Source organism: Rhodococcus sp. EPR-147, from assembly GCF_001647185.1.
GTDB lineage: Bacteria > Actinomycetota > Actinomycetes > Mycobacteriales > Mycobacteriaceae > Rhodococcoides.
Genome location: NZ_LVCU01000167.1, coordinates 1 through 18278 on the forward strand (window position 1 = coordinate 1; position 18278 = coordinate 18278).

The 18278-nt window shown below is 64.9% G+C and carries 20 protein-coding genes and 1 pseudogene; 7 read left to right on the forward strand and 14 right to left on the reverse strand.

Features of this window, described 5'->3' with window-relative positions:
* Positions 1-105 precede the first annotated feature (105 nt).
* The 3 genes from A2J02_RS08555 (at position 106) to A2J02_RS08565 (ending at position 2668) form a co-directional block, all read left to right on the forward strand.
* The gene (locus tag A2J02_RS08555; protein ID WP_068049279.1) at positions 106-393 is read left to right on the forward strand and encodes an ANTAR domain-containing protein; all 288 of its coding nucleotides are present in this window, start codon (positions 106-108) and stop codon (positions 391-393) included.
* A gap of 140 nt (positions 394-533) precedes the next feature.
* Positions 534-1502, forward strand: a complete 969-nt coding sequence (locus A2J02_RS08560; RefSeq protein ID WP_231893771.1) for an Hsp70 family protein — start codon at positions 534-536, stop codon at positions 1500-1502.
* Positions 1503-1552: 50 nt separating this feature from the next.
* Entirely contained in the window at positions 1553-2668 is a 1116-nt protein-coding gene (locus A2J02_RS08565) for a fused (3R)-hydroxyacyl-ACP dehydratase subunits HadA/HadB (protein WP_068049285.1), read from the forward strand.
* 350 nt (positions 2669-3018) lie between these two features.
* On the opposite strand, the gene A2J02_RS08570 is transcribed toward A2J02_RS08565, so the two are convergent.
* Entirely contained in the window at positions 3019-3414 is a 396-nt protein-coding gene (locus A2J02_RS08570) for a VOC family protein (protein ID WP_068049311.1), read from the reverse strand.
* Positions 3415-3548: 134 nt separating this feature from the next.
* On the opposite strand from A2J02_RS08570, the pseudogene A2J02_RS27160 reads away from it, so the two are divergent.
* Together A2J02_RS27160 and A2J02_RS08575 are read left to right on the forward strand one after the other, a co-directional pair.
* Positions 3549-3677 (forward strand): annotated as a pseudogene (locus A2J02_RS27160) (steroid 3-ketoacyl-CoA thiolase); the annotation flags it as partial.
* A 169-nt stretch (positions 3678-3846) separates the two neighbouring features.
* Positions 3847-4287, forward strand: coding sequence for an Hsp20/alpha crystallin family protein (locus tag A2J02_RS08575; protein WP_068049287.1), 441 nt, complete (start codon positions 3847-3849; stop codon positions 4285-4287).
* 31 nt (positions 4288-4318) lie between these two features.
* Here A2J02_RS08575 and A2J02_RS08580 read toward each other — a convergent pair whose 3' ends face one another.
* The 8 genes from A2J02_RS08580 to A2J02_RS08615 are packed head-to-tail and all read right to left on the reverse strand — an operon-like array spanning position 4319 to position 11356.
* On the reverse strand, positions 4319-4972 hold the full coding sequence (locus tag A2J02_RS08580) for a TenA family protein (protein WP_068049289.1): 654 nt from the start codon (positions 4970-4972) through the stop codon (positions 4319-4321).
* Positions 4969-5721, reverse strand: a complete 753-nt coding sequence (locus A2J02_RS08585) for a glutamine amidotransferase (protein ID WP_068049291.1) — start codon at positions 5719-5721, stop codon at positions 4969-4971. The genes A2J02_RS08580 and A2J02_RS08585 overlap by 4 nt, the downstream gene beginning before the upstream one ends.
* 9 nt (positions 5722-5730) lie before the next feature.
* Complete coding sequence (locus tag A2J02_RS08590; protein ID WP_068049293.1) at positions 5731-6762, reverse strand: phosphotriesterase family protein; 1032 nt, start codon at positions 6760-6762, stop codon at positions 5731-5733.
* Positions 6759-7793: an ABC transporter permease gene (locus tag A2J02_RS08595; RefSeq protein ID WP_068049295.1), complete on the reverse strand. Its 1035-nt coding sequence runs from the start codon at positions 7791-7793 to the stop codon at positions 6759-6761. Before A2J02_RS08595 ends, A2J02_RS08590 begins: the two co-directional genes overlap by 4 nt.
* A complete protein-coding gene (locus A2J02_RS08600; protein WP_068049297.1) occupies positions 7790-8575 on the reverse strand; it encodes an ATP-binding cassette domain-containing protein in 786 nt (261 codons plus the stop codon). The genes A2J02_RS08595 and A2J02_RS08600 overlap by 4 nt, the downstream gene beginning before the upstream one ends.
* Before the next feature lie 4 nt (positions 8576-8579).
* Complete coding sequence (locus A2J02_RS08605; protein WP_068049299.1) at positions 8580-9593, reverse strand: substrate-binding domain-containing protein; 1014 nt, start codon at positions 9591-9593, stop codon at positions 8580-8582.
* On the reverse strand, positions 9590-10486 hold the full coding sequence (locus A2J02_RS08610; protein ID WP_068049301.1) for a carbohydrate kinase family protein: 897 nt from the start codon (positions 10484-10486) through the stop codon (positions 9590-9592). The genes A2J02_RS08605 and A2J02_RS08610 overlap by 4 nt, the downstream gene beginning before the upstream one ends.
* Before the next feature lie 3 nt (positions 10487-10489).
* Positions 10490-11356: a BtpA/SgcQ family protein gene (locus tag A2J02_RS08615; protein WP_231893772.1), complete on the reverse strand. Its 867-nt coding sequence runs from the start codon at positions 11354-11356 to the stop codon at positions 10490-10492.
* Between the two features lie 201 nt (positions 11357-11557).
* On the opposite strand from A2J02_RS08615, the gene A2J02_RS08620 reads away from it, so the two are divergent.
* A complete protein-coding gene (locus A2J02_RS08620; protein WP_068049304.1) occupies positions 11558-12583 on the forward strand; it encodes a LacI family DNA-binding transcriptional regulator in 1026 nt (341 codons plus the stop codon).
* On the opposite strand, the gene A2J02_RS08625 is transcribed toward A2J02_RS08620, so the two are convergent.
* Genes A2J02_RS08625 through A2J02_RS08635 form a run of 3 tightly spaced genes read right to left on the reverse strand, consistent with a single transcriptional unit; the run spans position 12544 to position 15739 of the window.
* Entirely contained in the window at positions 12544-13659 is a 1116-nt protein-coding gene (locus A2J02_RS08625) for a M20/M25/M40 family metallo-hydrolase (protein ID WP_231911426.1), read from the reverse strand. The genes A2J02_RS08620 and A2J02_RS08625 overlap by 40 nt on opposite strands.
* Complete coding sequence (locus tag A2J02_RS08630) at positions 13656-14519, reverse strand: alpha/beta fold hydrolase (protein ID WP_068049305.1); 864 nt, start codon at positions 14517-14519, stop codon at positions 13656-13658. Before A2J02_RS08630 ends, A2J02_RS08625 begins: the two co-directional genes overlap by 4 nt.
* Positions 14513-15739: an alpha/beta hydrolase family protein gene (locus tag A2J02_RS08635; protein ID WP_082898710.1), complete on the reverse strand. Its 1227-nt coding sequence runs from the start codon at positions 15737-15739 to the stop codon at positions 14513-14515. The genes A2J02_RS08630 and A2J02_RS08635 overlap by 7 nt, the downstream gene beginning before the upstream one ends.
* 157 nt (positions 15740-15896) lie before the next feature.
* Here A2J02_RS08635 and A2J02_RS08640 point away from each other — a divergent pair, with 157 nt between their 5' ends.
* Complete coding sequence (locus tag A2J02_RS08640) at positions 15897-16652, forward strand: tryptophan-rich sensory protein (RefSeq protein ID WP_068049306.1); 756 nt, start codon at positions 15897-15899, stop codon at positions 16650-16652.
* Between the two features lie 11 nt (positions 16653-16663).
* On the opposite strand, the gene A2J02_RS08645 is transcribed toward A2J02_RS08640, so the two are convergent.
* Together A2J02_RS08645 and A2J02_RS08650 are read right to left on the reverse strand one after the other, a co-directional pair.
* The gene (locus A2J02_RS08645; RefSeq protein ID WP_197477977.1) at positions 16664-17329 is read right to left on the reverse strand and encodes a TetR/AcrR family transcriptional regulator; all 666 of its coding nucleotides are present in this window, start codon (positions 17327-17329) and stop codon (positions 16664-16666) included.
* 70 nt (positions 17330-17399) lie between these two features.
* On the reverse strand, positions 17400-18278 hold an 879-nt coding region (locus A2J02_RS08650), incomplete at its 5' end, for an oxidoreductase (protein ID WP_068049308.1).

Consider the following 18278-nt stretch of genomic DNA (forward strand, 5'->3'; position numbering starts at 1 on the left):
TACAAGTCCTTCACGTGACGGGTATGTGAATTCGACCCGGACACCTGAACTTCTGCTCACCCGCCGCTACCATCGGGTGATCGACCAGTAGACGGTGAGTATTCGATGACCGAACATCCCGCAGCAGAACCGGTGACCCGTACGACCATCGACAGGGCAGTGGGTGTTCTCATCGCGCTGCGTGGCTGTAGTCCGGAGGAGGCGTTCGCCGAATTGGCGGCGCACAGCTTCCGCTTCGATGTCTCGCTCGTGCAGTCCGCCCGCTCCATCGTCGCGGCTGCGCGTGGGATGGCTTCGGCCAACGGTGTCGCGTGCGCGGCGATGACGTCGGCGCAGGAGGAATGGGGTCCGCTGCTGGCGGACCGTCGAGAACCGTTCGACCACGTCGCGTGAGAACGGACGGCTGATGTCCTGCTGCTTGTTATATCTCCCAAAACAAACCAAAAGTTCATCGAGATACCCAGTTTGCTGTCCAGGCGACGGTTCGGCGGTTAGTATCGGCTGGTCGGAGTAGCCAGTCGAGTCGAGGAATCATGAGAACAGTCCTTGGTGTTTCGGTGGGTTCCGCCACTGCCCGAGGGGTCGCAGTCGATGCGATCGACGAGTCGGTGCGGTCGGCCCACATCGTTCACTCGTTCGATCCCGACGACCATCTTCGGGTCGCCATCGACTTGCTGGACTCCATGTCGCGCGACCAGATGGTCGACAGAACCGACATCGTCTTGGCTGTGCCCGACGATCCCGGTGCTCGCGCGCGAACCTCCGCCTACTCCACGTACGAGGCCGATCGTCTGTTGGTCGCCTCCGAACTCGGTGCTCAGCTGCGGTATCTGCGGGGCACCGGCCAGCTGGAGGGCGCTCGTACCGTCGCGATCTGTGACGTCGGAGCGTCGGGCACCACGGTGTCGGTCGCGGATCCGGCCACCGGCACGGTCTTCAGTTCGGTGCGCACCACGCTGTTCGGGGGTAACAGCTGCGACGAGCAGGTCTCCCGCTACTTGCTCTCGATGTACGGAGCGGACGAGTTGGCGTCCGATCGCACCCGAGCAGATCTGGCGGTGTCGGTTCGCACCGCACGCGAGCAGCTGTCCAGGCTGCGGGTGGCGGAAGTTGCCGGACCTTTCGTCGGTGGGCCGGTGCGATTGTGGCGCAATACTTTCGACGATGTTCTCGAGCGCAGCATTCGTTCGCTGGAGGACTGGGTGGCCAGTGTCATCGTCGACGCTCCCTGTGCCGTCAACGCCTTGGTGATGGTCGGCGGGTGCGCCAACATCCCGACGCTGCGGCGTCTGTTTCGTCGTGATCTGATGCTGCCGGTCGTCGCGCCCGCCAATCCGGAGTCCCTCACCGCGCACGGTGCGGCTCTGATGGCGGTCGACGCGGTCGCGTCGCGTCGCCATCACCCGCGTGGTGCCATGATCGCCAACGTTGTGCCGTCGCAACACGCCTCGATGGTGGGCATGGTGGGCTACCACGACTCTCCGCGACACCGCTCGGCTTGACCCCTCCGGCCTGGCCAACCAACGCCGTTGTTCGGTAGGTTGCTCGGGTAATGGTGAACAGTGGGGTACGAGACGGTGGGACAACAGTGGCAGAGCAGGTAGCGGAGTCCGGTACGGCAGCGACCGGCGAGGAAGCGTTCGATCCGGCGGAACACGCTCGGAGCATGGTCGGTTATCACTACCGCACCGAGGACTACTACGAGGTGGGCCGCGAGAAGGTCCGCGAGTACGCCCGCGCCGTCCAGGATTTCCACCCCGCCCACTGGGATGGCGACGCTGCGGCCGCTCTGGGGCACAGTGCCCTCGTCGCACCTCTGACGTTCATGTCGCTGGTCGGCACCCTCGCGCAGAAGAAGCTTCTCCAGTCCATCGCCGAGGGCTACGACCTGAGCCAGATTCTGCAGACCGATCAGGTGCTGGTGTTCCAGAAGCCGATCCTTGCCGGCGACCAACTGACATGCGATGTCTCGCTCGATTCGTTCAAGACGGTCATGGGTCGCGACATGATGGTCACCAAGAACGTCGTGTCCAATCAGAAGAACGAATTGGTGCAGACCACGTACACCACGCTCCTCGTCGGTCGGTCGGGCGAGATCGATCCGGCCATCGCCGAGTCCGCGAAGAACTTGGTCATGTTCGGTGCGACGACGGACGTCGGCGGAGCCGATTCCGGTCATAGCGACACACTGTCCACTCCGCAGGAGCACGAGCCGCTGATCGTCGAGGAGTACCGGGGTCGGCCGACGCAGAAGTTCGACGACGTCAATGTCGGAGACGAACTGCCGCCGCGCACGGTGCGCCTGACCCGCGGTGATCTGGTCAACTACGCAGGCGTTGCCGGTGACGCGAACCCGATTCACTGGAGTGAGCAGTTCGCCAAGCTGATCGATCTCGAGAACGTGCTGGCCCACGGGATGCTCACGATGGGCGTCGGCGGCGGCTACGTCACCGAGTGGCTCGGCGACCCGGGCGCTGTGAAGGACTACACCGTCCGCTTCACCACCCCCATCCCCGTCGACACCCACAAGGCCGCCGAAATCGTCTTCACCGGCAAGATCAAGTCCAAGGACGAGGCGACGCGGACTGCAGTCATCTCATTGGGCGCGACATTCGAGGGCAAGCGCATCTTCGGCCACCGCGCTACGGCAACAGTGCAATTGGGCTGAATGCCTGCGGCAGTGGTGTGATTAAGTGCCCTGGGCGGCACTCAATCACACCACTCGGCGGCTTAGTTGGTTCGGCCTCTACCGCGGATCGGCTCCCCAGTTTTGGATTTCTGACTCCGATCGGCGTCGGGTATCCGAATGTGGGGAGCTGATCGGCAGGGCCTAGCGGTAAATACGCCCTTCGTCGGAATCCGCACCCCTTGTAGCGGGCGTGAATTCATGCGAGGGGCGTAGATGTGTTCACCCGGCCTCTGCCGCGGATCGGCTCCTCAGTTTGGGATTTCTGACTCCGATGGGCGTCGGGTATCCGAATGTGGGGAGCCGATCGGCCGCGAGACGGTGCGCTGGGTTCATCCACCCACGAAGATGCAGAATGGATGGCCGGCCGGGTCGGCATAGATTCGGATCGGCTCCACCGGGTCGTCGTGCAGATCCCGAAGCAGAGTAGCTCCCAAACCCGTTGCACGCGAATGCTCTTCGTCGAGTTGCGCGACAGTGTCGACGCGGAAGTCCAGGTGCAACATCTGAGGGTGTTCGCCGTCCGGCCATGTTGCGGCCGGAAGTGCGCCGACCTGCTGAAACGCGATACGCCACGAACCGTCAGGTGCGGTGATCGCGAGCCAATCCGGATTGATCGGTTCGGCGTAGCCGGGTACGTATTCGAATCCGAGTAGTTGCCGGTAGAACTCGGCGGACTCACGGGTGTCGGTGCAGTCGAGGACCACTTGATGTACCGAAATGTTCATGATCGGGTCGTCTCCTGGGAGTACTGCACCATTGCTGATCGGGTGGATCCTGCAGAACCAGTTGACCGCATCGCGGGGCATCGCACAACGCCCAGGCGATCACGATCCGGCCCGTTCTGTAGATCGAGGACGGCGGCGGCAGCGGTGCGCGCATCATGACGACGATGGTTCATGCCCTCGCCGAACGTGAGCAGCGATTCGGCCTGCAGTCGATGTGCGAAGCGGGAGGACTCTCGAACGCAACCATCATCGAACGGCTGTAAGTGCCTGCGGCAGTGGTGTGGTCGAGTGCCCTGGGCGGCACTCGGCCACACCACTGCGGAGCGAATTCCCTCTTGGCACTCGTGGGCGGAGAGTGCTAATTTGGGTCTCGCACAGTGAAGACGCGGCCGCTACAGGGGCGGGCGCATCGTCGTTCAGGAGGTGGTTGCTGTGCTTCGCTTCGATCCGTTCCGTGACCTCGACTCGATTGCTGCCGGGATGCTCGGCGCGACCAGTGGTTCGGACCGTGCACCCAGGTTCATGCCTATGGACCTCTACAAGCTCGATGATCACTACGTCCTCAACGCGGACCTCCCGGGTGTCGATCCGGGCTCGATCGACGTCGACGTCGATCGCGGCACCCTCACGTTGACCGCGCATCGAACCGCACCCACCAGTGATGGCGTGCAGTGGCTTTCGTCGGAGCGATTTGCCGGAACGTATCGACGTCAGCTCTCGCTCGGTGACGGGGTCGACGCGGAGAAGATCTCGGCGTCCTACGACAACGGCGTCCTGACGGTCACCATCCCGCTGGCGGAGCGGGCCAAGCCACGCAAGATCGAGATCGCCCACGACAACACGCAACGAACCATCGAGACTCAGACAAGCTGAGCGCCTGCGGCAGTGGTGCGGATAGGTGCCTTCAGTGGCGCTTGTCCACACCACTGTCGTGGGTAATCGCGGCGTCGTGAAATTCCATCTCGGCAGCCAACATTGCGACGAACCACGCGTCCAGGGTCGCGTCGTCCACCTCGTCCATCGCGTCGACTTCTCGGGCCAACGCGTCCACCTGCGCGACGAACGCGGGGCGGGTGTGCATCTCGATCCACTCCTGCAGTGCCGGTTCACGATCGACAGATCTGTCCATCGCAGCGCGGCACCAGGACAGATACAGGGTCTCGGCGGCGAACATTGCGACCAGAGCTGCGGCTCTACCGTCCTTACGGGCAAGTCCCAGTGCGTAGTTCGACAGAACGGACGAGCCCTCGATCAATTCGTCCACGTCACCGTCGTACGGAAACTGCTCGCGTAGTCCGGCGAAATATTCGCGCTGCTCGCCGACGAGGTTGGACAGTGACGTCACGTGATCGGTGGCGTCGTCCAACGACGTCGACTCCGCGACCACGAGCCCGAGAATGCGCACCGCGGTGAGCACGAATGCTTCCTCGATCACCAGGTAGCGCCGAAAGTCGTCGTCGCGCAACGTGCCGTCGATCGAGTCGGTGATGAAGCGGACACGCTGCGCGGCAGCAAGATTGCGATGCTGCCGCGCAGTCAGTTCGGCGGAGCGAGTCACTTTTCGGACAACCAGGTGATCAGGCCGTCGAACAGATCCGTGTATCCGAGCCATTGTTCGCAGAACTCCGGCGGTGCCCAGTGCGGTGAGCAGTCCGAGGTGAACACTGCGGAGCGGCCCTTGCCGTAGGCGCCCGCCGCCACCAGCGGATCACCGTTGATGGTGGCCGGTACGGCAACCCCGTCCTTGGCGATCACTCGGTTGTAGCCGAGCAGGGCAGGCCACTCGGTGCCGCTGCCGCTCACGGTGGGGTGGGTGCCGTCGACGACGACGGGAATCATTCCACCGGGCGTCTCCACCCGATCGTCTTCCGGGAGCATCGTCACCGGCAGTGCGTCGGCGAGGGCCGTCTGCCGGAACGCGGCCCGAGCCTGAAACCCGGAGAACGAGAGGTATCCGCCGATCATCATCAGCGCACCGCCGTCGTGCACCCAGTTCCGAAGCTCGACCAATCGATCCTCGCCCGCCTGGAAGCGGTCGAAAACATTGGGTGCCAATTGAATCGAGTTGGCACCGATATCGGAGAGCACCACCACGTCGAACTCCGACAGCGCTTCTGCGTTACCGGGGAACTGGGTGGGTACCAGGTGCGCCGGCATGTGCACCACCTCGTGCCCACGGGAGGCCAGCGCGTCCCGCAGTGGGCCGACGCCTTCGACGTAGGAATGCACGGTGAACTCGTCGACACCCTTGACGTGGGTGGACGACGTCATCCAGCTTTCACCGGCGATCAGAACTTTCTTACCCATGACGCTTCTCTATCCTTTTCCGGCCTGCTCGAAGAGCGACCTCGGGTTGTCTTGCATGAGTGAGGACACGCGCTGCGGATCCAGTCCGTTGCGAACCAGCCGAGCGGCGAAAGAGACTGGCACATAGGCCAATCCGTTGCCTCCGTACTTACGCAGCATCGATTTGAGGAACAGGTCGTGGCTGAGGAGGAGCTGCGCTCCGTATCCGCCACCGACCAGACCCGCAACGGCGAGGGCAGTCTCGGCGGGCGGCGGCGACTGCCCCTCCCCGGGAAACTCGAAGGGCATACCGATCATGTCGAATTCGAGAAAGACCCCGCGATCGGCGAGCGCGCACTGGTAGTCGGGATCGTTGCCCGACGGGTCCATGTGGCACAGCACCACCGCGCCCGGATCGACACCCATCTCGTCCAGAACGATATCGAGCACCGCTGGTCCGTAGCGCTTCCAACCCGGAAGATGAACGAACAGGGGCACGTTCACCTCCCGCTGAGCGACGCATGCTGCGCGAAGCGCTTTCGCCTCGTTCTCGGTGAACGACGGTGAGATTCCGATCTCGCCGATCACGCCTGGCTTCGGCGCATCCGTATCGGCGGTGAACTCGGAGATGAGCGACGCGGCGAGGGTGTCGATGCCGAGTGCGGCCACTTCGGGCGGATGCGTCGACTCGAGATACCAGCCCGAGCCCATGACGACCCGAACACCGGACCGGCGTGAGTAGTCGGCGAGAATCTGTGGTTGACGGCCGATACCCGGGGGTGTCAGGTCGACGATCGTCGTTCCTCCGTTGTCTGCGAACGTCTTCAGCTCGTCGAGAACGCCGGCTGCATCGTCGACTCGGCAGTTGTCGGCACTGTGGTACGGGTTGTCGTGCAACAGCCACGCGTTCTCCGACGCGACCGGGCCGGCGAGGATCTGCGCGACAACAGGATCCGGCGACGGTGAGTAGGCGACGGAAGCGTCGTTGTGCAGGTGTTCGTGCGGCAGGACGAGTCCGAGCCGATCGCATTCGATCGCTCCGGTGACGGTGGTGACGATCATTGCTTCCCCGGTGCACTCTGCAGGTGCTTGAACAGCGAGGCCAGGGAATGTCCGCGCATGTTGATCCAGATCGCCATCAGCAGAACGACACCGGTGATGATGGGAGTCAGGAATGGACTGACGCCCAGCAGGGTGAGGCCGTTCGCGATGATGCCGGTGAGGACCGCGCCGATGACGGTTCCGATCACGGTGCCGCGTCCACCGAAGAGGTTGGTGCCACCGAGTACCACCGCGGTGATGACGGTGAGCTCGAATCCGTTGGCGGAGTTTGCCGATCCGGATCCCAGCCGGGCTGCAATGAGAAGTCCGGCGATGCCCGCGGCGAGACCGGTGAACACCAACGTCATCATCAGCACCCGGCGAGTGTTGACGCCCGAGCGGCGAACGGATTCGACGTTGGAGCCGATCCCGGTGACGTAGCGGCCGAATCGAGTGCGGTTGAGGGTGATTGCACCGATGATCACCACGCCGAGGGCGATCCAGGCGCTGGCCGAGAACCCGAGCCACGATGCGGTGCCCAGCTTGGCGAACGCCGTACCGGGAGTGATCGGGACGGAGAATCCCTCGGTGCGGTACAGGGCGATGCCGCGAATGATGGACAGCGTCGCGAGGGTGACGATGAACGGTGGAATGCCCTGGTAGGCAGCGAGCCAACCGTTGACCAGCCCCCACGCGGCCCCCATCAAGGGCGCTGCCACGAAGACGACCGAGGAGTCGACGCCGGCCTGGATCAGCTCGGCGCTCATCGCGGCGACGAACGCCACCGTGGCCCCGACGGAGAGATCGATCTGACCGGTGGTGATCACGAACGTCATGGCGACGGCGATGATCAGAACCGGAGCGATCTGCGTCGCGAGGTTCGAGATGTTGGTGAACGTCAGGAACGACGATGTGGTGACCGAGAAGATCGCGGCGACAGCGACGGTGACGGCCAGCATCGCCAGCGTCGGTTTGTTCGCCTGCTGCCACAGGGTGGGTCTGCTGGCGAGCTTCTCCACGCTGGGTGGAGCGTTCTTGTCGAGAATCGTCATGATGGGCCTCCCGGCCGGGACGTGGAGTGCGTGGGTACCGGGGTACGGGTGATGAGGCCGACGAGGGATTCGATGTTCAGGTCCCCGATGGGGACATCGTCGACGCTCTGGCCCTCGTACATGACGGTGATGCGGTCGCAGACACGGAACAGGTCCTGCAGTCGGTGCGTCACGAGGATGACGCCGACGCCCTGGGCCGCGACGTCCGTGATGAGTTTCAGTACCGACTCCACCTCGGCGACGGCCAGTGCCGCCGTTGGCTCGTCGAGGATCAGCACGTCGGGACGGAACGACACGGCGCGGGCGATGGCGACGGTCTGACGTTGTCCGCCCGAGAGCTGCCCGATCTCCTGGTACGTCGACTTCACCTTCACGTGCAGGTCCGCCAGGATCTTCGCGGCCCGCTCGTGCATGCCGTGCCGGTCGAGGAACGGGCCCTTCCTGGGCTCGCGCCCGAGGAACAGGTTGCTGGCGACGTCGAGGGTGTCGCACAGGGCGAGATCCTGGTACACGATGCCGATCTTCTTCTGCTGTGCGTCGAGCGGCGTCGAGAAGCGCACCGGGTTGCCGTCGACGCGCATCTCACCGCCGTCGTGTTGAACGGCGCCGGCAAGGATTTTCATGAGCGTCGACTTGCCGGCGCCGTTGTCTCCGACGACTCCGAGTACCTCGCCGCGTCCGAGCCTGAGATCGACTCCGCGCAGTGATTTGACCGGGCCGTACGACTTGGTGATTCCGGAGAGTTCGATCAGGGGTGGATCCGGTGAAAGCTGTTGTGTCATGGCTCTACTTCTCCAGGTAGTACATGTAGTCGCCGACGTTCGCCGGGGTGACGATCTGCGTCGGGACAGGGATGTCTGCGGGGGCGGTGCGTCCGCAGCCGAGGTCGATGGCGGCATTCATTGCCTCGTAACCGAATTCGAAGGTGTTCTGCTGTACGACGCCTTCCAGCCAGCCGGCCTGGAGCGCGGTGACGGCCTGATCCGACAGGTCCCATCCGACGGCCTTGACCCGGTCCTGTGCGCTCTGACTGTTCACTGCGGCAACGAGACCGATGAGCGCGGGTTCGCCGGTGGCGTAGACGTATTCCATGTCCGGATTACCGGTGAGCAGGTTCTCCGCGGCGGTCTGCGCGTTCTCCTGGATGTTGCGACCGTCGACCACCGTTCCGACGGTCATGCCTGCGGCGGAGACGGTGTCGGTGAAGCCCTTCTGGCGTTCGAGCTGGATGGTGCTGTTGAGCGCGCCGACGATACCGACTGTGCCGGTGTCGTTCGCGAGCTCGGCCAGGGTGTCGCCGATCTGCGCCCCGCCCTCGGCGTTGGCGGTGCCCACCTGGGTGGAGATGGCCGGATCGTCGACGGTGGCGTCGACGGCGACGACGGGGATGCCCGCGGCAGCTGCCTTGGCCACGGATGGCTTGATTCCGTCGGTGTCGATCGCGTCGACGATGATGGCGTCGACTCCGGAGGCGATGAGATTGTCGAACGCGTTGGCTTGGGTGACGGAATCGTCGTTGCCGCTGATGATCTGGAGATCGACACCGGCCTGATCGGCCACGTTCTGAGCTGCGTTGTTGATCTGGTTGAAGAACAGGGCCTGAAGGTTGATCGTCACCAGCCCGATCTTGAGGGTGCCGTTGTTGCCCTCGCAGGTTTCGGCGACGCGGGTGGGCTCGGGGATCGACGACGCGGCCACGTCGGTCCCACCGGCGGTATCGCTGGGAGCGGCGGAATCGCAGGACGTGAGCGTCAGCGCCACGGCAGCACCGAGAACGAGAGGGAGTGCGCGTTTGATCATGGGATCTCCTGGAGGTCGAATGGTGCGTGCGTGGAGGTGAATTCGGTCAGTTCGGTGAGGCTGGGGCAGCCGCGTGGCCCGGGGGTGGCGCAGGCGAGGGCTGCCGACACTCCCGCGAGACGTGCCGAGTCGGCCGGCGGTGTGCCTGCGTCGACGAAGGCGATGTAGGTACCGCAGAAACAGTCGCCCGCGCCGACGGCGTCGACGATCTCGACGCGCACCGCGGGTTCGGTGACGGTCTCACCCGTGGGCGTGACCAGGGTCCACCCGTGTTCGCCATCGGTGACGACGAGGTGGGTGTCGTACTCGGCGGTCAGCGTCGACCACCGCTCGGCCTCGATGCCGAAGCTGTTCTGCCAGAGACTGCGTCCGACTATCACGTGGTCTGCGAGAGCGAATGCGCGCAGCGCGGCATCGGCGTCCTCGCAGCCGTCGAGGTCGATTGCGAGGCTGACGTTCGGGGGGAGTTCGGCGGGCAGCATCGCTGCTCGATAGCCGTCGAGGAAGAGTCGGCCGCCGCCCTCGGCGAGGGTGGCGAGCACCGCAGCCAACCGGGTGGCGTCGTTGGCGTCGTCCTGGCTGATGATGGATCGGTCGCCGCCGTCGGCGATGAGAACCACTGCGGTGGAGAGGAATGCGTCACGCGGTGACCAGCTGGTGTCGACGCCGTCGTGTTCGAGTGTGGCGAGGAACTGCGTCGAACGCGGGTCCGGTCCGACGGCTCCGGCGAAGGCGACTCGGGCACCCATGCGGGCGGCGGCGACGGCGGCGTTGGCGGTCATGCCCCCGTCGATGGTGTCGACGGCCGTCGCCTGAACCCGTTCGCCGAGCACCGGCACGTGCGGAACATGCACCGTCACATCGCTGTTGGCGTAGCCGAAGAAGACGATCATGCGCTACTTGCCTGCTGCGCGGGCGACGGCGCGTACCTTGTCGCCGTCCACCCGGCCCCACCAGCGCGCGTTCTCCTTGACCGAGGAGGCGATGATGGCACCGTCGCACTCCTTCATCAGATCGCCCACGTTGCCCGCGGTGATTCCGGAGCCGATGATGACCGGGAGCACGGTGTTGTTCTTGATCACCGACACCTCGTCCACCGAGGCGGCGTCACCGGTGCGGGAGCCGGTGGCGATGAGGACGTCGGCGTCGAAGAACTCGGCGTCCTCGGTCTGCTCGGCGATGGTGCGGTCGGCGACGATGGCGTGCGCACCGTGCTTGACGTGCACGTCGGCGAAGATCTTGACCGGGGTGGCTCCGATGCGATGGCGAAAGCGAGTGGTCTTGGCAGCCTGGCCCTCGATGAAGCCCTCGTTGGCGATGTATGCGTTGGCCCACTGGTTGACGCGGACGAAGCTCGCGCCTGCGGCCCACGCTGCGGCCACGCCGCATTCGCCTGCGTTGGACAGGATGCTGACGCCGACGGCTCGGCCGAATTCTGCGACCACGGCGGCGGTGACGACGCCCATTGTCGCCGCGGTTTCGTAGCCGTGTTCACCGGGCTTGAGGAACGGGATGTCCCAATGGTTCTCGACGATGACCGCGTCGAAGCCGTTGTCGATGTAGGCGTGTGCCTCGGCGACTGCGAAGGCGGCGATCTCGGCGACGGGCTGGCCCTTGTAATGCGGGCTTCCCGGGAGCGCGGGGAGGTGGATGGCCCCGATGAGGGCGGGGGTGGTGGCGACGATGTCGGCGAGCGCCGACGGCTTGGACGGGAATACTCCCAGCGACGGTGTCGGGCTGGCTTCCGGAGGGGGCGTGCTCACGTGGGTGGCTCCTGGGATCGGGGCAATCGAGTCGGGCATGTAATCGATTACCTTGCGTATATGCACCGTAGGGGATCAGCACCCGTTCATGTCAAGGAATTCTCGAGTCGTTTATGTAAACGATTGCCTCTATCGTGTTAACCAGACCGGACGGTGTCCACGGTTCGCTACCCTCAGGCCACACCAAAGACTAGGAGTCGGATGCGCAAGGCAACGATTCGCGACGTCGCCGAACGTGCGGGCGTCTCGACGGCCACGGTGTCGCGGGCACTGTCGGGTTCTCGGCCGGTCTCGGAGGAGGTCGCCGCGGCCATCCGGCGAGCAGCGGACGAGCTGGGCTACTCCGGCAACATCATCGCCAGCTCGCTGCGTCGCAATCGCACCGACACCATCGGCATGGTGGTTCCGTCCATTGCCAACCCGTTCTTCACGTCGCTCGTCGTCAACGTCGAACACGTGCTCTCGCAGCGTGGACTGCAACTGTTCCTCTGCGATTCGCGCTCGGATCCGGCCGTCGAAGCGCAGCGTCTGCGAAGCCTGGTCTCTCGTCAGGTCGATGGCATCATCATCAGCCCGTGCCATGGTGAACGATCCGCCGACGCCGTCCGAGCCTCGGCTCGCGCGATCCCCGTCGTTCAACTGGACCGATTCGCACTCGACACGCACACCGACTGGGTGGGCGTGGACGACGATGCGGCGCAAGCACTTCTGATGGATCACCTCGCCGCCCAGGGCGCACGCAGCGCCGCGTTCATCAGCTCGGAGCTCACCAACTCCTCCACCGAGCTGCGCCGGGCCGGCTTCTTTCGGCACGCCGCCCGCGTCGGCATCGAGACGCGAGAGGAGTGGACCCAGCTGGGCGACTACTCGATCGACTGGGGACGCGAATCGTCTCGGGCGATGCTCAGTTCGGCATCTCGTCCGGATGCGGTGGTGTGTGCCGACGACCTGATCGCGCTGGGAGTACTGCAGAGCTGCCAGGCGCTGGGGCTCGCCGTACCGTCGGACATCATGGTGACGGGATTCGACGACATTCCGTTCTCCGCCTTGAGCAATCCGCCGATCACCACCATCAGGCAGCCCCAGGAACGGATCGCGGCCGAGGCGACGCGGCTGCTGGATCAGGCGATGAACACCGACCTCACCGGTACCGCGCACATCGCGCTCAAACCTGAACTGGTGGTGCGTCAGTCGACCGTAGGCCAGGCTCGCGTCACCGCGCCGTAGGCGGCGACGGCGGCGTCGAGTTCGGCCAAGGACACGCTCTCGTCGGCCGCGTGCATCAGCGCCGGCGTGCCCGGTCCCCACACCACGATCGGGGCCGACGGGGCCGCGGCGGCCAGGATGGAAGCATCGGTGAAGTAGGTGACCGGCTCCGCTGCAACGGGATTCGGGAGTGCTGAGATCCAGTTGTTGTCCGGCGTGGTGCGTACCCCGGGGAGGTCGATCCGCGCGTCGATACGATCCACTTCCGGCTGATCCCTCCACCAGGCCAGCAGATCCCGGCCATCGCCGACGGTACGGTGGTCGATCACCACGTGGGCAGCGTCGGGCACGATGTTGGGGGCCGAACCGCCGTCGATCAGTCCGACGTTGAACGTTTCCGCGCCCAGGAATGCATCCGAGGCGAGCGGCAGTTCTTCTCTAGCGCGCGCCAACACGTCGACGAGTTTGAAGATGGCGCTCTCGCCACGTTGCGGTGTACTGCCGTGTGCGGCAACACCTGCGGTGAACACGTCGACCCACAGCGCACCGCGGTGGCCGAGGTGTACGCGGTTTCCTGTGGCCTCCGGGACCACGACGGCTCCGACGCTGCAGTCGGCGACGGCATGGCGGGCGGCCTGCGCGCCGAGCGATCCGATCTCCTCGTCGCTGGTGAGCAGGAATGCGACCGGGACACCGTTGTCGATGGCGTTGAGCACTGCGGCCGTGGCCGCCACCAGACCGGCCTTCATGTCCGAGGTGCCTCGGCCGCGTAGGACGCCGTCCTCGATGTCGGCGACGAACGGATCGAACTGCCAGTGCTTCAGGTCGCCGGGCGGGACGGTGTCGACGTGACAGGCGAACATCAGCCGCGTCGTCTCGGGAGGTGCCTCGTTGGTTATCAGCATCCACGGGTGCGGACCGTCGGTGTCGCCTTCCACGGTCAGCATCGGAGTGCGCGCTCGAAGCAGCGACAGAACCGTGTTCATGGTCAGTCGCTGCGGTGCGGGGTCGCCGGAAACAGTGCTCGTGGTGACGAGTTCAGTGAGAAGGCCGGTGGTGTCCATGGTGCAGTATGCCTCCGGTTGTGGAGCGGTCACGTGCCGCTGAGGGCGATCGACCGCAACACTGCTGCGGCGGCCGCATCCGATGCCTGTGTTGGAATCCAGTGCGACACATCGGCTAATACGGTCAAGGTGTATGTCGCGTCGACGTAGCGCTGTGCATTGTCGACGGCGGATCGTCCGATGAAGGTGTCTCCGTCACTCCAGACCATCGACGTCGGCACGGTGATGCGTAGACGGCCGATGCCCGGGTTCGAGAACGGCAGTCCGCGATACCAGGTAATGGCGAAGGGGAGTGCGCCGTAGTCGACGATCTCCGTCTTCGTTCGTTCGAGGTCGCCTTCGGTCATTCCGCTTCGTTCGTACCACTTCTCGGCCCGTGCGCCGGGACGCATCATCCATTTCTCGGGCAGTAGCGGCAGTTGGAAGAACGCGAAGTACCAGGAGTGCATAATTTGCTTCGAGGTGAGCATCGCAGTCATGAACGAGCCGGGGTGCGGAACCGAGAACGCCGTCAGTGACGCAACGAGTTGAGGGTGTCGGCCTGCGGTGACCCAGGCGATGTTCGCTCCCCAATCGTGTCCGACCAGATGAACGGGTTGACCGATCACCTCGATCAGGGCGGCGACATCGCCGACCAACGCTCCGATGCGATAGTCCCGTCGCCGCTTCGGCCGGGCCCGCGGTGAGTACCCACGCTGATCCGGTGCGACAGTGCGGAATCCGTGCTCGTTCAGAACGGCCATCACCGCGGACCACGACGATGCCCGCTCGGGAAATCCGTGCAGTAGCAACACGATCGGGCCGTCGAGCGGGCCTTGGTCGAGGACGTCGAACACCAATCCGTCATGGGTGTACTCGGTGATTCTCTCCGTCGCGGAGCCGCTCGTCAGCATGTGCTGGGCACGGTTTGGCCTGCGAACACGGCAGCCAGGAACTGCATGGCGGCCTCGTCGCTGACGTCGTGGCCCTGCTCGGGCTGCTCCTGCGCGACGATCGGATCACCCAGAGCGCACGCCTTTTCGACGCCGTCGGCGGTCCACTGCGGCAGCACGATGTCGTCTTTCGCGCCGTAGGCCACGAACATCGGGACCTCGGTTCGCACCTGGGGGAGTGTGTAGCGGCCGATCACGTCGAGCAGCTGTTGCTCGGATTGCGCTGAGTCAGCCGCGTACTCGTCCGGAGCCATTGCCTCGACTGCTCGCTCCTTGCCGTCCGTGTCGCCGCCCGAGCAGGTGAGCAGCAGCTCGTTGTTGGCCTCCGCGACGCTGCCGCTGTAGTCCATCGGATCGATCGATGGGTCGACTTGCTGTGCGCCGTAGAGCAGGTACGGCAGAAGCTCCTTCTGCGGTCTGGTGAGGTTTCCGTCCGTTGCCGCCTGCACCAGGGGCGTCAGGTCCGTCGGCGGCGACAGCGACACCGATCCCACCAGCTCGAGGCCCTGACCGTAGGTGGCGGCGAGTTCGTTTGCAGCCCAGGCTGCTTGGCCACCCTGTGACAACCCGACAGCGGCCCATCGGGTGGACATGTCCGGCAGCGCGCTCTGGGCGGCGCGGGCCGCGTCGATCATGTTGTGTCCCGAGGTGCGCGGTTCCAGGTACGGGTGGGTGCCGCCGCCGGTGCCCAGGCCCTGGTAATCGGGCAGCACGGTGACGTATCCGAGTTCGGTGAAGTCCTGCACAGCGAATTGGTAGCCGAGTAGATCGGGATACAGGGTGGGTCCGCAGTCGGCCTGAATTCCTGTGGTGCCGTGCCCGTAGACGACGGTCGGCCAACCGCCCTCGGGTGGGGTGCCTGCCGGAACGGCTGCCACGCCCGAGACCGCCGTGGGGGAATTGTCGACACCCGACGTGGACTCGTAGACGAATCGGTACAGCGTGGCTCCGGTGGCGGAGAGCTCTGTCGATCGATCGCCGAAGTCCTCGGAATCGAGAACGGTGCCCGGCACTCCCGTGAGGTCGTACTGCGGGGCCGGTGCGGTCGTCGTCTCGGCGGGCGTGATCGAGGGCGCGGTTACAGGCTCGGGCGTGGAGCTGCACGCGACGAGCGCGCAGGTGGACGCCGCAAGAACGGCTCCGACGCGTCGAGCTCGATTCGGACCACTGATGGCATTCACTCCCGCGTGTCTACCAGACCGCGGCGGGAATCGGCAGGCTCAACTGCCAGTGGGCGTCCGGTGGACGTCGTCGACCAGGTCGTGAATGGTGGCCGATTCGGGTAAACAACCCGGCAGCGGTGTTTGCGACCGTCGTATTCAGGGGATCAGTGCTGCTATGAAAACAGTGGTCGTCGTCAGTGCGGTCGTGGCAGTCGTGGTGTCGTTTCTGGGGTCCGGTGCGTGGATCGGAACGCCGATTGCCGAGGCGGCGGGCGGGGCGCTGAGTGCCACGTCCACGCTGGTGGCACCCGCAGGCCCGGCGTTCTCGATCTGGTCGGTGATCTACACCGGACTCATCGCCTACGCCGTATGGCAGTTCCTACCCGGCCGCACCGCACGGCACGACGCGTTGCGTGCACCGATCGTCGCGTCGATGTTGCTCAATCCCGCGTGGATTCTCGTGATCCAGTTCGGCCAGGTGTGGCTGAGCGTGATCGTCATCGTCGCCTTGCTGGTGGTACTCGTCCGCGTGTTCGTGCTGATGCAGCAGCATCGACCGGAGGGTGTGGCCGACGCGGTGATCACCGACGGGACGATGGGGATCTATCTCGGGTGGGTGTGTGTGGCGACGATCGCGAACGTCTCGGCGTGGCTGGTGAGTCTCGGATTGACCAGTGGCGCAACGGTATGGGCGATTATCGTGCTCGTGGTGGCTGCCGGTGTCGGGGTGTTTCTGGCCCAGTTCTCCGGTGGTGCGGTCGCACCGATGTTGGCGATCGTCTGGGGACTGGGATGGTTGGCGCAGGGCCGCTTCTCCGGTGAGGTGGTCGATACGACTGTCGCTTGGGCAGCCGTTCTCGCCGCAGTGGTGGTCGCGATTGCCACGGTAGGAATACGGGTCCGTGAGCGAAGGACCGTCTCGGTGGGGTGATTCCCCGCGATCTAGTCCGATCCTCGGAGCAATGCGACCGCACCGTCGATGTTCAGCGTGGGATCGAGAACCGGCGCGGTACTCAGGCACGCAACGATGAGGTACACCAGCCACTCGACCATCTGATCGACGTCGATGCGCGTGTCCTCTTCCAGCCAACGCGCCGTTGCACCGTCGATTGCCGCGACGATGCTTCGTCCGACCAGCCTGACGCCGGCGTTCTCCGGGTCCAGCCCGAGCCGTGTGGCCGACGCTTCCAGCACTGCGGTGCGAGCATCTTCGAAAACTTCCCAGGCTTCTGGATCGGCACCTCTGCCGCCCAACACCATTCGGAGCGCCAGACCGCGGTGCACGCGCAGGTACTCGAGATGGCTGGTCAGAGCAGCCCGTATCTGCACGTCGGGTGTCGAATCGGGAATGTCGGCGAACGCCTGCGACATCGCCGCGGCAGTGGCCCGCATCGACTCGAGGTAGATGCCTCGCTTGTTGCCGAAGTAGTGGAACAGCAAGCCGTGGGCCACATCCGCCGACTCCACGATGTCGGCCACACCGACCTTGTCGTAATCGGTTTCCGCGAACAGGGCGACCGCCGCGTCGATCATGCGCTGACGGGTTTCTGCGGCTCGAGCGCTTGCCCGGGTGGCCCGGGCAACCGGCTGGGTGGATCGATTCGGCACCTCGAGTCCCCTCTGTCTCGGCCTCCCCGCTCGGCTGCTGCCCACGGTTCGACACAAGACTAGGTCCTCGTCAGATGATCGGCGTGATGTGGTCATGAAGTTCGAAGCCGAGGAGTGCCTTGCCGTAGGTTTCTATCGACACTCGCGGGAGCATGACGGCGTGGCGGGCACCGACGTTGGAGTCACGCCAAATGCGCTGCAGTGCATTGACATCGGCGAAGGCTCCGGCTCCAGTGGCATCCACGAGGATGTTGAGTGCCTCGTTGATGCTCTTCAGTGCAACGGCTGCGTCGCCGCGGACGCGAGCGCGCGAGAGGAGGTCCGGATACTCGCCGGCTTCGGCCCACCGCATGACGTCCTCCGCCGCGCGGTACGCATGCAGGTGCGCGGTGTCGACCTTCAGTGCGGCTTCGGCGAGCATCATCTGGAAGGCCACCGAGTCGGCCTGCCGGTCGAACACCGTGTAGGCCAACGCTTTCTGGGACGCCTTCGTTCGGACGAGTTCTACTGCGGCACGGCCCATCCCGAGCTGCGGACCGACCAGCACCATGACGAGCATGGGGCCGAAGGCCGAGCGAGCGAACGCGGAGTCGGTACGTTCTGCCACGTTGGCACCGCTGAATGCCGGAATCATCGAGAGCATGCGGTGTTCGGGTACGAACACGTCTTCGGCAACGACGGTGTTGCTGCCGGAGGCACGCATGCCGGCTACGTACCAGGTGTCGTCGACGCGGTAGTCCGAGCGAGGCAGCAATGCCATTCCCTGGTCGAGCATGTCGCCGTCTTCGTCGTTGATGATGATTCCGCCGGTGAACCACTCCGAGTGCAGGCTGGCCGAGGCGTAGGGCCACGTGCCCGTGAGACGGTAGCCGCCCTCGACCTTGCGGGCGGTACCGCCGGGGGTGACGACGCCGGCAATGACGGCGTCCGGCCCGTTCGCGTAGATCTC